The organism is Streptomyces sp. H27-D2 (assembly GCF_035828615.1).
GTDB lineage: Bacteria > Actinomycetota > Actinomycetes > Streptomycetales > Streptomycetaceae > Streptomyces.
Genome location: NZ_JAYMZR010000086.1, coordinates 1 through 13,591, shown reverse-complemented (window position 1 = coordinate 13,591; position 13,591 = coordinate 1). Strand labels below are relative to the sequence as shown.

Genomic DNA, 13,591 nt, shown 5'->3' with positions numbered 1-13,591 from the left:
CTCACCGACGGACGACTACCTCGCGGCCTTCGGGACGCGTTTTGCGCCGGGCTTCCTCCTCGTGGAGAGACCGGTCAACCGTTGCGTGGCCGCGTCGAGTTCGAGGGGGCGTTCTCCTCCTCCTCGCCCGTGACGATCCCAGGCACGCAACAGCTGGTCCCGCACCATGACGGGCGGCCGCGGGTCGGGTCGCAGGGACGCGGCCCCTCCGGTCCGTCCAGCCCCACCCGCACCAGGCGTTCGACGCGCACCACCTTGAACTGGCGGCGCGCGGGCTGGCGAACACCCAAAGCGACGAGCTCGCACACCACACCGGGCTGTCGGAGTACCGCCAGCCCGGCAGCGCCTCCGCCCGGCCACCGCCCGGCACTCTACCCATCCGGTGCCCCGGGCGGTCATACCGTCAGGGGGCGGGGGTCACCTCGACGTGGGTGCCCTCGCATCCGTGGGCGTGGCGGGCCAGGGCGGTGCGTTCCGCGTCGTTGACCGCCAGGTGCCGGCGGAGCTTCGTGGAGACCCAGTCGCCGAGGTAGGTGCAGCGGGCGTCGGCACCCGGCGGCCTCGGCGGTCTTCATCTGACGGACCGTGTCGTCCGGGGTGGTGAAGTAGACGGAGAAGCTGGCCCGGCAGGGGTGACTGCGAGGTGTGTCTTGCCGACCCCCCGGCCCAGCAGGGCAGCGTTCGCCTTGCCCTCGACGAACGAGAGGGTGGCCAGGTTCTTGACCTTGCGCGGGTCGAGTTCGGGCTGGAAGGAGAAGTCGTAGTCGTCCACGATCCGACCCCGACATCGCCTCTCAGCTGGACAAACCCTTTTCAGGAGCAAGTAGCTAGCCCCTCGCCAGGCACCATGCGACGATCCCAGAAGGGATCGGCCCCAGGTGTGCGGGGTTGCCCCCTCGTTCAGGTCAGCATGCCGCGTGCTGATCATGTGTGTGGACTGCTGGCGATGCGGACCGCAGGAGCCAGCCAGGTCTGGACCTGCTCCTCGCGGATGCGGGGGTGGCCCCTGGGGACTGTAGAACCCCAAGAGGCTCAGTAGTTGGTCCCCGCCCATGCGGGGCTGGTGGCGATGCCAGGCATGACTGGCGGAGTCGTGAGGGTGCTCGATCCGCACCCGACGCTCTCGCTAGCTACACGATTAAGAGCAACTGGGGACTGTACAACCCGACTGAAATTTCTCCAACAAGACCTATTCCAGGCTGACTTCACCAATGCTAGCCTCAGGTGCAGCACCGCTGCGGGGGCCGGAACCCGAAGCAGTGCCTGCACGTGAAGAAGGCCGGGTGCGGCCTCCTCGATCACACGAGGGGGCCCCACCCGACCCGTCCCTAGCGGTCTCAACAACCTTTAGGACTCACCAATGCTACGCACTGAAGACAGAACGAACCAACCCTCCGAATCGCCGTCTGCCTGGCAGGCGTTGCTCGTGGCTCTCATCGCTGCCTGCCCCGCCGCTCCCTCTACTTATGCGCCCTGGGTATGGGGTGCCGTCGTGATTGTGGTCGTGGTCCTGACGCAGCCGAGGCTGCGTCGTACGTGACAGGACCGCGCGTCGGCGCCGATTCACCTTCGGCACCGGCCGTCAGCCTGGCTTCGGGCTCGTGACACTCCAGATCCCCGCAGTTTGGCTGCTTGTACCACCTCGCCCGTTGCCCTTCTCCCTTTTCGGCATTGCACACCCCCGAGGGGGCTCAGGCATGTCCAATACGCCTATGAACGCAGGTCTCCCTGCTAGTGGAGCACCGTTCGCCCGTCTGTCCCCCGCCGCCAGGGCGGCTTGGGCGAAGCACGACCGGAAGACCGATGGCTGGCTGCCGCTGTGGCGGCATATGGCCGACAGTGCGGCCGTGGCCGGGAAGCTGTGGGACGAGTGGCTGCCCGGCAATGTCAAGGCCCTTGTGGCCGAGAGCCTTCCGGCCGAGGAGGCCGACGCCCGTCGGATGGTCGTGTTTCTTGCCGCCAGCCACGACACCGGGAAAGCGACGCCGGCTTTCGCCTGCCAGGTGGATTCCCTCGCCGACCGTATGCGTGCCGCCGGTCTCGGCATGCCCACCGTCAAGGAGTACGGCACCGACAGACGGATGGCACCGCACGGGCTCGCCGGTCAGCTGCTGCTCCAGGAGTGGCTGTCCGAGCGGCACGGGATGGGTTCCCGGGCGTCCGGGCAATTCGCGGTCGTAGCGGGCGGACACCATGGGACGCCGCCCGAGCATCAGCAGATCCACGACCTTCAACTCCGACCTCGTCTGCTGCGGCATCCCGGGCCGAGTGAGAACGAATGGCGGCGGGTTCAATACGAGTTGATGGACAGCTGCGCCGAACTGGCAGGCGTGACTGAGCGGCTCGCGGCATGGAGGGCGGTGCGGCTTCCGCAACCCGTGCAGGTGGTGCTGACAGCTGTCGTGATTCTGTCCGATTGGATAGCCAGCGCACCTGAGCTGTTCCCGTACGACCCGTGCTCCTGGGAGCCGCGCGGACCGGTCGGTGAGGCCCGTCGGCTGAGGGCGGCGTGGCAGGGTCTCGATCTGCCGGGGCCGTGGGCGCCGGCGGAGCCTGCCCAGTCGGCCGATGTGTTGTTCGCGGAGCGCTTCAACCTCCCTGACGGGTCCGAGGTCAGGCCGGTCCAGGCAGAGGCCGTACGGATGGCTCGGCTCATGCCGGCTGCTGGGCTGCTGATGATCGAGGCGCCCATGGGAGAGGGCAAGACCGAGGCTGCTTTCGCCGCGGCGGAGATCCTGGCCGCCAGGACGGGGGCGGGTGGTTGCCTGGTGGCGCTGCCCACCCGTGCCACCGGCGACGCCATGTTCCCCCGTCTGCTGGACTGGCTTGAGCACCTGCCCCTGGACGGTCCCCGGTCCGTTGTCCTCGCGCACGCCAAGTCCGCGCTCAACGATATCTGGGCGGGCATGATGCGGCAGGGGCATCGCGCGATCGCCGCCGTCGAGCCGGACCGTTCCGACCGGATCGGCGGGGTGCAGGCTTCGCGTTCCGAACCCGCCGGTCTCCATGCCCATCAGTGGCTGCGAGGCCGGAAGAAGTCGCTCCTCGCATCGTTCGCGGTAGGGACCATCGACCAGGTGTTGTTCGCGGGGCTCAAGAGCCGCCACCTGGCGCTGCGGCACCTTGCCGTGGCGGGCAAGGTCGTCATCATCGATGAGGTACACGCGTACGACGCGTATATGAGCCGCTATCTCGACCGCGTTCTGGAGTGGCTCGCTGCCTATCGCGTACCGGTAGTGCTGCTGTCCGCGACGCTGCCGGCCGACCGCAGGCGGGCGCTGGCCGCCGCTTACGCGGGTGCGGCTGAGGAGCCGTTGGCGGACGCGGGGAAGCAGGGCGGCTCGAACGACGACGCGTATCCCCTGATCACAGCCGTCGCGCCCGGTGCTCCGGCCCTCACTGCGGAGCCCGCTCCCGCTTCAGGACGTCGTACGGAGGTATCGCTGGAGCGTCTGGACGACGACCTCACGCTTCTGGCCGATCGACTGGAAGCGCAACTCGAGGGCGGGGGTTGCGCGTTGGTCGTACGCAACACCGTCGACCGGGTGCTGGAAGCGGCCCAGGTGCTGCGGGAGCGGTTCGGTGACGAGGCGGTGACCATCACCCACTCCCGGTTCCTGGCGGCCGATCGGGCCGCCAGGGACACCGAGTTGCGTACACGGTTCGGCCCCGGCGGCGACCGGCCCGCCGGTCCGCACGTGGTGGTGGCCAGCCAGGTCGTCGAACAGTCGCTCGATGTGGATTTCGATTTTCTCGTCACCGACCTGGCCCCGGTGGACCTCCTGCTCCAGCGCATGGGGCGACTGCACCGCCATCCGCGCCGGCGCCCCCCACGACTGGTCCGGGCCCGCTGCCTGGTGACGGGGGTGGACTGGCAGGCGGAGCCTGCTCGGCCTGTGTCCGGCTCGCTCGCCGTCTACCAGGGGCCGCATACCCTGCTGCGGGCGTTGGCCGTGCTGGGACCGCACCTGGACGGGGCGCCGCTCGTGCTCCCGGACCACATCAGCCCGCTCGTGCAGGCCGCTTACGGGGCGGGGGACGTCGGTCCGGCCGACTGGGCCGAGGAGCTGAGCGAGGCCCGCGCGAAACACCTGCGGCTCCTCGCGCAGAAGCGGGAGAAGGCTGAGGCGTTCCTCCTCGGTCCGGTCCGCCGCGCGGGGCGGCCGGTGTACGGCTGGCTGGAGGCCAACGCCGGTGACGTGGACGACAGCCGCGCGGGCCGCGCCCAGGTACGGGACAGTGAGGAGAGCCTGGAAGTACTCGTCGTACAGCGACAGCAGGACGGCCGGCTGACCACCGTCCCGTGGCTCGACGGGGGGCGGGGCGGCCTGGTGCTGCCCACCGACTTCCCGCCGGGCAGACGCACCGCCCAGGCGGTCGCCGCGAGCGCGATCACGCTGCCCTGGCAGTTCTCCAAGCCGTGGGTGATCGACCGGACCATCGGCGAGCTGGAGCGGTTCATGGTCCCGGCCTGGCAGGTGAAGGAATGCCCGTGGCTGGCAGGGGAGTTGCTGCTTGTTCTCGATGAGGATTGTCAGACCCGTCTGTCAGGATTCCATCTCCGGTACAGCAGCGTCGACGGACTGCGGGTGTCCCCCGTCAGCGCGACCGCACCCGGGCCGCCCGGAGACGGAACCAGCTCAGGAGAGGACAGCTCACATGACGAGACAGCGGACGACCGCACCTCCCGTGTCCCTGGGGAGGCACCCCTGCCCGGCCACGACCCCGTCTCCGACAACGTGAAAGAGGTAAGCCCTTCGGCTCCCCCGCACTCGGCGACTCCCGAACCGCTCTCCTTCGACCTCGTCACGTCCTCTTGGCTGCCGGTCCAGCGTCTCGACGGACGCACGGAAGAGCTGTCGCTCCGGGACGTCTTCGCCCAGGCCGGTGACCTGCGTCGTCTCGTGGGGGACCTGCCCACCCAGGAGTTCGCCCTTCTGCGGCTGCTGCTGGCGATCCTGTATGACGCGCTCAACGGCCCCGCGGAACTGGAGGACTGGGACGAACTGTGGCAGTCGGAGGACCCCTTCGGCGTTGTCCCCGGCTATCTCGACACGCACGGGCACCGCTTCGACCTGCTGCATCCACAGGAGCCGTTCTTCCAGGTGGCGGCCCTGCGCACGGCGAACGACGAGATCGCCTCGCTCAACCGGATCGTCGCAGACGTCCCCAACGGAGACCCGTTCTTCGCCATGCGCCGCCCCGGTGTGGGCCGGCTGTCCTACGCGGAGGCGGCCAGGTGGCTGGTGCACGCACACGCGTATGACTCGTCCGGGATCAAGTCCGGCATGGCGGGCGACAAGCGGGCCAAGGCCGGGAAGGTCTACCCGCAGGGAGTGGGATCCGCCGGCAATCTGGGCGGGATCTTCGCCGAGGGTGCGAACCTGCGCGAGACGCTGCTGTTGAATCTGATCGCCCTGGGCGAGGGCATCGTGGACATCGAAGGCAGCGGGGGGACAGGGCACGACGACCTGCCTGTCTGGCGGCGCCCGCCCCTGGGCCCCGGACCGTTCGAGGAAACCCCCGGCAGCCGCCGGCCGAACGGCCTGCGGGACCTCTACACCTGGCAGTCCCGCCGCGTCCGCCTGCACACCGGGGGTGGGGCGGTGACCGGCGTCGTCCTCGGCTACGGCGACGCGCTCACCCCGTACGCCCCCTGGAAGCTGGAGCCCATGTCGGGCTGGCGGCGGAGCCCCACGCAGGAGAAGAAACAGGCGCGTCCGCTGGTCTACATGCCACGACAGCACGATCCGAGCAGGGCGGCTTGGCGGGGGCTGGCCAGCCTCCTCCCCGTCCGGCGCTCCGCGACGGACGACAGTGGACGCGGGACGCCCGATTCTCTTCCCGCCGGTGTCGTCGACTGGTTTTCCATGCTCACCACAGAGGGAGAACTCAACCCGGGCACGCTGATCCGGGTGCGACTCGTCGGAGCCGTGTACGGCACGCAACAGTCGGTCGTGGACGAGGTCGTGGACGACTCCGTGGTATTCCCTCTGATCCTGCTGCACGCGGAGAACCCGACGTACGGCGCCACAGCGGTCGACGCTGTAACCGACGCGGAGAACGCCGTGACCGCCCTTGGCCGGCTCGCCGGGAACCTGGCCCGGGCCGCCGGCTCGGATCCCGCTCCGGCCACAGGAGCCGCTCGCGATCTCGGATTCGGCGCGCTGGACGGCCCGTACCGGAGATGGCTGGCAGATCTGGCAACCTGCTCCGACCCGCAGGCTGCCAGAACGCAGTGGCAGCACACCGTGCGCCACCACGTCATGCGGCTCGGCCGGGGGCTGCTCGACTCCGTAGGTCCGGCCGCGTCGGAAGGGCGGGTCATCGATGTCCCCGGGGTCGGCCGACGCTGGATCGATGACACCCGCGCGGACCTCTGGTTCCGTCGGCGGCTGAACCAGGTGCTGCCCCCTGCCGCCTCTCGGCCCGAAGGATCAGGCCCCGAAAGGCGGGGCACCACTGTGCCCAGCTCAGCGGCCCCCGCCCCGCGGCCCGATTCCGGACCCACCCGCGACGACGATCAGACGGAGGCCGTCATATGACCACCAGTACGCAGCCGCCGGGAGGATCTGCCCCCTCGGGTGGCGCCCTGCGCCCGGCCGGTATCCGCCATCGACCTCCGCAAGCCCCCGGGCGCGCGACGGTCCGCTGTGTCACGCGGCTCCAATTCCTGTACCGCAAGGACAACCCGGCCGCCGTGGCGACTCTGGCGCGGCTGCGCCGCGGCGCCGGCCGACTGGCGCACGAGTCCCCCGACACCTGGGGCATCGACGGTATGGAGGACTTGGCCTACATTCTGGCGCAGCCGGCGGCCGAGCCGGAGACGCAGGAGAGCCAAGCACCGGCGAAGTTCTTCTCCCCGGATGAGCGGCGCAAGAGTGAGCGGCACGAGCGTGCCGAGGAGGAAGCGGTCCATCTCGCCGTGACCCTATGGGCCCTTCATCAGCAGTCCGTCCGGGACGCGAACATGCACGAGTTCGGCTGGACTCTCGGGCGGGCGGTCCGGCGTCTGGCCCGGGGGAAGACCGATGCGGTGGATTCCGCCGCCGACACGGACGGCTCGGCGGCCGGTGGCCATCGGGGACAGAGCGACGACGAACTGAACGAAACACTCCGCAAGCGTTTCGTGCGGATCGGTACCTCGGCTTCGTTCGACTCATTGGCCGTCCGGCTGCGGGAGATGGTGCTGCTGCTCCGCAACGCGCGGATTCCGCTCGACTACGGCCGGCTCGCCGATCAGCTCTACGAGTGGCAGGACGACAACCGGCGGGCCGACATCCGCCGCACCTGGGGCCGCGACTTCCACCTGTCCTACGAACGGTCCCCGTCACGGGTCGGGAACGGCGCCAGTACCGGGGATGCGGAGACGCCTTCCCTCGCCAGGGACGAGTACGGCAGTTACGGGGACGACGTGTACGACTCCGGGGAATGAGCCACCTCGCCCTGCTCTCGTGCGAAATTCCCTCGGCCGGAACGGTCGGCCTCCTTCCACGGGTTTCTGCGGCTTCCCTGCTCCTCCGGACGAAGGCCGCTCATTCCATCCGCGTGAAAGCCCCCGCAAGCCACATCACCCTTCGCCACAACAAGGAATGGAACTCCCGGTGACGCGAACCATCCTCGACATCCACATCCTTCAGACCGTCCCCCCGAGCAACCTCAACCGGGACGACACCGGCACCCCCAAGTCGGCGGTGTACGGCGGTGTACGGCGGGCACGGGTTTCCAGCCAGGCATGGAAGCGCGCCACCCGGAAAGCCTTCAACGACCTGCTGCCCCCCTCCGAACTGGGGGTACGGACGAAGAAGGTCGCCGAGGCGCTGGCCGAGCGCATCACCGCACTGGAGCCGTCGCTGAAATCGTCCGTGGCGGTCGAACTGGCCGCCGAGATGATGCGGGCCGCCACCGGCTCCAAGATCGAGGTACCGAAGCGTAAGGCAAAGGAGGACACGGTCGACGCCGACGGGGAGAGCAAGACGGCGGCCCCGGAGTCCTTGTACCTGATGTTCCTGAGCAGGCGGCAGCTCGACGCCTTGGCCGCGCTGGCCGTGGAGGGCAGTTCCGGCGGTGACCTCAAAGCGTTGAAAGACTTCCTGAAGGCCAAGGAGAACAAGCCGAAAGCCCGACAGGCGGTCGACACCCGCCACTCCGTGGACATCGCGCTCTTCGGCCGGATGGTCGCCGACTCGACAGACCTCAACGTAGAGGCCGCTACGCAAGTTGCCCACGCCATCAGCGTGCACAAGTCGGAGATCGAGTCGGACTACTACACCGCGGTGGACGACAGGAACACCGACGCCGAGACGGGTGCCGGAATGATCGGCACTATCGACTTCAACTCCGCGACCCTGTACCGCTACGCCGCCGTGGATGTCGACGAACTGCACAGGAACCTCGGCACGGGACTGCGGGAGGACGAGTCGCCGACGACACCTGTACAGAAGGCCGTAGGCGCCTTCCTCGAAAGTTTCATCACCTCGCTCCCGACCGGGAAGATCAATACATTCGGCAACCACACGCTGCCGGCGGCCGTGATCGTCAAACTCCGCACGCGACGGCCGATCAGCTTCGTCGGTGCCTTCGAAGAGCCGGTGCGGCAGGGCGAGGCAGGCGGTTTCCTGGGAGAGAGCTGCAAACGCCTCGCCAGGTACGTACCGGATCTGGAGAAGCAGTACGGGGTACCGGCCGAAGAGCGGAGCTGGGTCCTGCGCGTCGGTGACGGGACGAAGCCGCTGGCGGGGCTCGGCACCGAGCTGACGCTGGCGGACCTGGTGAAAGACGTGGAGGACGCCGTCGCGGAGCGGCTGGGGTCCAGCGCATGAGCGTGCTGCTGCTGCGACTCGCGGGGCCCTTCCAGTCGTGGGGCTCAGCAGCTCGCTTCGCCCGCCGCAGCACCGAGAACGCGCCGACGAAGAGCGGTGTGCTCGGCCTGCTCGCCGCCGCGCTCGGCCGTACCCGGGAGGCAGACCTCTCGGACCTGGCGGCACTGCGGTTCGGCGTACGGATCGACCAGCCCGGCTCACGGCTGCGGGACTTCCAGACCGCACACCACGCCGACTCGGGCAAGGCCATGCCGCTGTCGGAGCGCTTCTACCTCGCGGACGCGGTGTTCGTCGCGGGCGTGGAAGGCGATGCGCGGCTGCTCCACCAACTGTACGAGGCGCTGCTCACCCCCTTCTTCCTGCCGTACCTCGGCCGCCGCTCCTGCCCTCCGTCGCAGCCGATCACTATGGGCCCGCCGCTGGAGACACCCTTGGAGGATGCCCTGCGAGACACCGCGTGGCAGGCGTCCCCGTGGTATCTCCAACAGCTGAACCGGACCGCGAGGGGCGAAAGCGGCGTGGCCGGGAGTGAGGCACTGGATCTGCTGATCGACTGCCCGCCCACGGAAATCCCGGACATCTCTGTCCGGGACACACCGCTGAGCTTCGACCCTCGCCACCGCCAGTACGGGCTACGCGGTGTCCGCAGCGGACAGATCACCGCTCCGCCCCTCCCCCCGACGCCGTCCCACGACCCGACCACCGCACTCGCACCCATGCCCTCCCCCGCACCCACGAGGACTACGCGGCCAGCCGACGCACCCCCGAGGACCATCTGATGTACCTGACCCGCTTCCGCTTCAACACCGGTCGCACCGAGGCCCGTCGGCTGCTCGGCTCGCCCCACCTCATGCACGGCACCGTGAACATGGCGTTCCCCGAGCTCCCGCACCGGGACGGACAGGGCCCACGGGTCCTGTGGCGCGTCGACCGCGACCATCAGGCCGAGACGAAGCTATTCATCGTCAGCCCCACCCGCCCCGACCTGACCCACCTCGTCGAGCAGGCAGGCTGGCCGACCCTGGACACCCCAGGGTGGGCGACATTCGCCTACGGAGAGTTCCTCGACGCCCTCTCCGTAGGGGACACCTGGGGATTCCGTCTCACGGCGAACCCGGTGCACAACATCCGCAAACCCACCGACAAGGAAGGCGACCGCACCAAACGAACCGCGCACCGGACCCCTCACCACCAATTGCGGTGGCTACTGGAACGGCAGGAGAAAGCGGGCTTCGAGGTGACACGGAAACCCGTCGACCGCCAGCTGACAGAATACGGCGACGAACACGAACTGATCGTGCGGGATCAACTCCCGCTCCAATTCCGCCGGCCTCCGGAAAAGCACGCGAAGCAGGACGTGCACATCACTCGGGTCACCTTCGACGGCCGGCTACGGATCGCCGATCCAGTCGTCTTCCGCCAGACCCTCACCCACGGTCTTGGCAAGGCGAAAGCGTACGGCTGCGGTCTGATGACGCTTGCCCCGATAGGTGGGCCATGAGCACCGTCAGCCGCCGGGGCGCGTCCTCGCCCCGCGAACTCACCCGGGTCGGGGACCGAATCTCCTTCATCTACCTGGAGCGGTGCACCGTGCACCGTGACGACAACGCGATCACCGCGACGGACGCCGACGGGGTGACCCACATCCCGTCCGCCACCATCGGGACGCTGCTCCTCGGCCCGGGCACCCGGGTAACGCATCAGGCCATGTCCGTCCTCGGAGAGTGCGGGGCCGGAGTGGTGTGGGTGGGTGAGCACGGCGTGCGTTTCTACGCGGGCGGGCGCGCCCTGACCCGTTCCTCAGGCATGGCCGAAGCACAGGCCACGGCATGGGCGAACCGCCGTACCCGCCTGGAGGTGGCCCGGGCCATGTACCGCCTGCGCTTCCCGGACGAGGACCCCACAGGCCGCACCAGGCAAGAACTCCTGAGCATGGAGGGACACCGCCTCAAGGACTGCTACCGCCGAGAGTCGACTCGCACCGGCGTCCCCTGGCGGCGCCGCGAATACCACCGCGACGATTTCGCGGCCGGGGACGCCCCCAACCAGGGCGTCACCGCAGCCGCGCAGTGCATGTACGGAATCGCGCACGCCGTCGTCTGCGCGCTCGGCTGCTCACCGGGCCTGGGCTTCGTCCACTCCGGCCACGAACGGTCCTTCGTCCTGGACGTGGCCGACCTGTACAAGACCGACGTGGCCATACCAGCGGCGTTCGACGCGGCGGCCGAAGGCGAGGAGGATGTGGCGTCCCGCACCCGCAGGGCCCTGCGGGACCGCATCAACAAAACGGACCTGCTCGACCGCTGTGTACGGGACATCAAGAACCTGCTCGGCTACGACGGCACCCGCGACACGACGGACAACCAGGACCGCGTCACCTTGCAGTCGAACGGCGACACCCACGTCGAGAGCGGCCGCAACTACGGGGACGAGCCGATCTGGTGACCGTCATCGTCCTCGCCAACTGCCCAGCCGGCCTACGCGGCTTCCTCACCCGCTGGCTCCTGGAGATCTCACCCGGCGTCTTCCTGGGCGCCCCGTCAGCTCGCGTACGCGACATCCTGTGGGCCGAAGTCCGCCAGTACTCGGGCCAGGGCCGCGCCCTGCTCGTCCACCAGACCGACAACGAACAGGGCTTCACCTTCAAAACCCACGACCATGCCTGGCACCCCACCGACCATGAAGGTCTCACCTTGATCCACCGCCCGGCCCCCCAATCTCCCCACCCCGAGACCCGCCCTCCGGAACCACCCGGCCAGGGCTGGAGCAAGGCCGCGAAGCGGCGGCGGTACGGAGCACGGTAGGAGTGGGAGCCGGCACGCCTGACCGAAAAACGCCGCTTTGCCCGAATGATCGGAATCTGCAGAAGTGAGCAAAAACCAGTACCCGACGCCCTAAAGCCGCTGGTCGCGGGGTGTGGTCCCCGCGCTCGCGGGGGTGGTCCCTTGATCTTCCGGGAGTTCGTCCAGGGCCGGCTGTGGTCCCCGCGCTCGCGGGGGTGGTCCCGACGTGAGCGAAGCCGTCGCCCGGCACATCGAGTGGTCCCCGCGCTCGCGGGGGTGGTCCCACCTCCGGCGGCACCGGTCCGCCGGGGAACAGGTGGTCCCCGCGCTCGCGGGGGTGGTCCCCGCCACCCGGAACACCCTGATTCGCTAGAGAAGTGGTCCCCGCGCTCGCGGGGGTGGTCCCGGAATAGACCGTCTGGTTCGATGTGTTGGGGAGTGGTCCCCGCGCTCGCGGGGGTGGTCCCTTCCGGTGAGGCGTTTTGTTGTACCGCGCTGTGTGGTCCCCGCGCTCGCGGGGGTGGTCCCGTCACTCCACCCCGGACGACGTATATGCAAGTGTGGTCCCCGCGCTCGCGGGGGTGGTCCACTCGTCAACGGCTCGGAGCGCGTCACGGGTCCGTGGTCCCCGCGCTCGCGGGGGTGGTCCCATCTGCGTAAAGTTCGGACCCTTGGCCGCCTTGTGGTCCCCGCGCTCGCGGGGGTGGTCCCTTCGCGCGGGTCGTTACCGTGATGCCGCGCCGGTGGTCCCCGCGCTCGCGGGGGTGGTCCCACCGAGCTTGCCGCCGCGCTGGAGCTGGTCCCGTGGTCCCCGCGCTCGCGGGGGTGGTCCCGGACGCCTCACGGGTCGCGTCGCGCTCCAGGCGTGGTCCCCGCGCTCGCGGGGGTGGTCCCGATGTGAGGTGTGGATTCCTCTGCATGCCCACGTGGTCCCCGCGCTCGCGGGGGTGGTCCCACGCTGAGGTGGCCGAGGCGCGCGCCCTCCAGGTGGTCCCCGCGCTCGCGGGGGTGGTCCCCGGGCCTTTGAGCCGGGCCCACGGTCTTGCGAGTGGTCCCCGCGCTCGCGGGGGTGGTCCCGGCCAAGGCGAGCCCGCTGCACCGGTGGACGTGTGGTCCCCGCGCTCGCGGGGGTGGTCCCTGCGCGTATTCGTCCGCATAGGCAGTTTTCAAGTGGTCCCCGCGCTCGCGGGGGTGGTCCCGCGCTTCGGCGCGTCTTCTGCGTGCTCTCACAGTGGTCCCCGCGCTCGCGGGGGTGGTCCCGACGGGCAGGCGGCGAAGGAGGGTCAGTCGTGGTGGTCCCCGCGCTCGCGGGGGTGGTCCCTCCTCGTTGCGTTCGGTGGGCGTCTTCCACGCGTGGTCCCCGCGCTCGCGGGGGTGGTCCCAGATCGGCCTTCCGAGTCGTCACCTCCTCCTCGTGGTCCCCGCGCTCGCGGGGGTGGTCCCACCACGCGGGACTCACTGGGGCGGCGCATCTTGTGGTCCCCGCGCTCGCGGGGGTGGTCCCTTGGCCCGCTCCACCTGGTGCCTGACGGCGGTGTGGTCCCCGCGCTCGCGGGGGTGGTCCCCCTCAGCCTGACCCGTCAACTCCGGGACACGCGTGGTCCCCGCGCTCGCGGGGGTGGTCCCATCCGCTCTGGCCGCGCCCTCAGTTTCCCGTCGTGGTCCCCGCGCTCGCGGGGGTGGTCCCGTCTGTAGCGGCGCTCGTGGTGCAAGTTGTGGGTGGTCCCCGCGCTCGCGGGGGTGGTCCCGAATCGTTGAGACTCGATCCAATCGTTGATGTGTGGTCCCCGCGCTCGCGGGGGTGGTCCCTCCCCGGCCGACCGCGCGTTCGGAAGGCTCCGGTGGTCCCCGCGCTCGCGGGGGTGGTCCCTCAAAGACGCCACCCGCCGCGCCGAGGCCGCCGTGGTCCCCGCGCTCGCGGGGGTGGTCCCATCCCTTCGCTCCGCAGGTCCAAGCGTCCCTGGTGGTCCCCGCGCTCGCGGGGGT

At 69.6% G+C, this 13,591-nt stretch carries 8 protein-coding genes, 1 pseudogene and 1 CRISPR repeat array; of the genes and pseudogenes, 7 read left to right on the top strand and 2 right to left on the bottom strand.

Annotation, left to right across the window (positions count from 1 at the left end; all coding sequences use genetic code 11):
* Window positions 1-74: 74 nt before the first annotated feature.
* Entirely contained in the window at window positions 75-233 is a 159-nt protein-coding gene (locus tag QMK28_RS26565) for a hypothetical protein (protein ID WP_326442140.1), read from the bottom strand.
* Between the two features lie 267 nt (window positions 234-500).
* Window positions 501-778: pseudogene (locus tag QMK28_RS26560) on the bottom strand (ATP-binding protein); the annotation flags it as partial.
* 934 nt (window positions 779-1,712) lie between these two features.
* Here QMK28_RS26560 and casA point away from each other — a divergent pair.
* The 7 genes from casA to cas2e all read left to right on the top strand — a co-directional run bounded on the left by casA (window position 1,713) and on the right by cas2e (window position 11,626).
* Window positions 1,713-6,545, top strand: a complete 4,833-nt coding sequence (gene casA, locus QMK28_RS26555; RefSeq protein WP_326442123.1) for a type I-E CRISPR-associated protein Cse1/CasA — start codon at window positions 1,713-1,715, stop codon at window positions 6,543-6,545.
* Window positions 6,542-7,435, top strand: a complete 894-nt coding sequence (gene casB, locus QMK28_RS26550; protein WP_326442122.1) for a type I-E CRISPR-associated protein Cse2/CasB — start codon at window positions 6,542-6,544, stop codon at window positions 7,433-7,435. The genes casA and casB overlap by 4 nt, the downstream gene beginning before the upstream one ends.
* Before the next feature lie 169 nt (window positions 7,436-7,604).
* Window positions 7,605-8,822 carry a type I-E CRISPR-associated protein Cas7/Cse4/CasC gene (gene cas7e, locus QMK28_RS26545; RefSeq protein ID WP_326442121.1) on the top strand — a complete coding sequence of 406 codons (1,218 nt, stop codon included), beginning with the start codon at window positions 7,605-7,607 and terminating at the stop codon, window positions 8,820-8,822.
* The gene (gene cas5e / locus QMK28_RS26540; RefSeq protein ID WP_326442120.1) at window positions 8,819-9,601 is read left to right on the top strand and encodes a type I-E CRISPR-associated protein Cas5/CasD; all 783 of its coding nucleotides are present in this window, start codon (window positions 8,819-8,821) and stop codon (window positions 9,599-9,601) included. The genes cas7e and cas5e overlap by 4 nt, the downstream gene beginning before the upstream one ends.
* The gene (gene cas6e, locus QMK28_RS26535; protein WP_326442119.1) at window positions 9,601-10,323 is read left to right on the top strand and encodes a type I-E CRISPR-associated protein Cas6/Cse3/CasE; all 723 of its coding nucleotides are present in this window, start codon (window positions 9,601-9,603) and stop codon (window positions 10,321-10,323) included. Before cas5e ends, cas6e begins: the two co-directional genes overlap by 1 nt.
* Entirely contained in the window at window positions 10,320-11,267 is a 948-nt protein-coding gene (gene cas1e, locus QMK28_RS26530) for a type I-E CRISPR-associated endonuclease Cas1e (protein ID WP_326442118.1), read from the top strand. Before cas6e ends, cas1e begins: the two co-directional genes overlap by 4 nt.
* The gene (gene cas2e / locus QMK28_RS26525) at window positions 11,264-11,626 is read left to right on the top strand and encodes a type I-E CRISPR-associated endoribonuclease Cas2e (protein ID WP_326442117.1); all 363 of its coding nucleotides are present in this window, start codon (window positions 11,264-11,266) and stop codon (window positions 11,624-11,626) included. Before cas1e ends, cas2e begins: the two co-directional genes overlap by 4 nt.
* Before the next feature lie 112 nt (window positions 11,627-11,738).
* A CRISPR array of direct repeats spans window positions 11,739-13,536; the repeat unit is 29 nt; unit sequence GTGGTCCCCGCGCTCGCGGGGGTGGTCCC.
* Window positions 13,537-13,591: the final 55 nt, after the last annotated feature.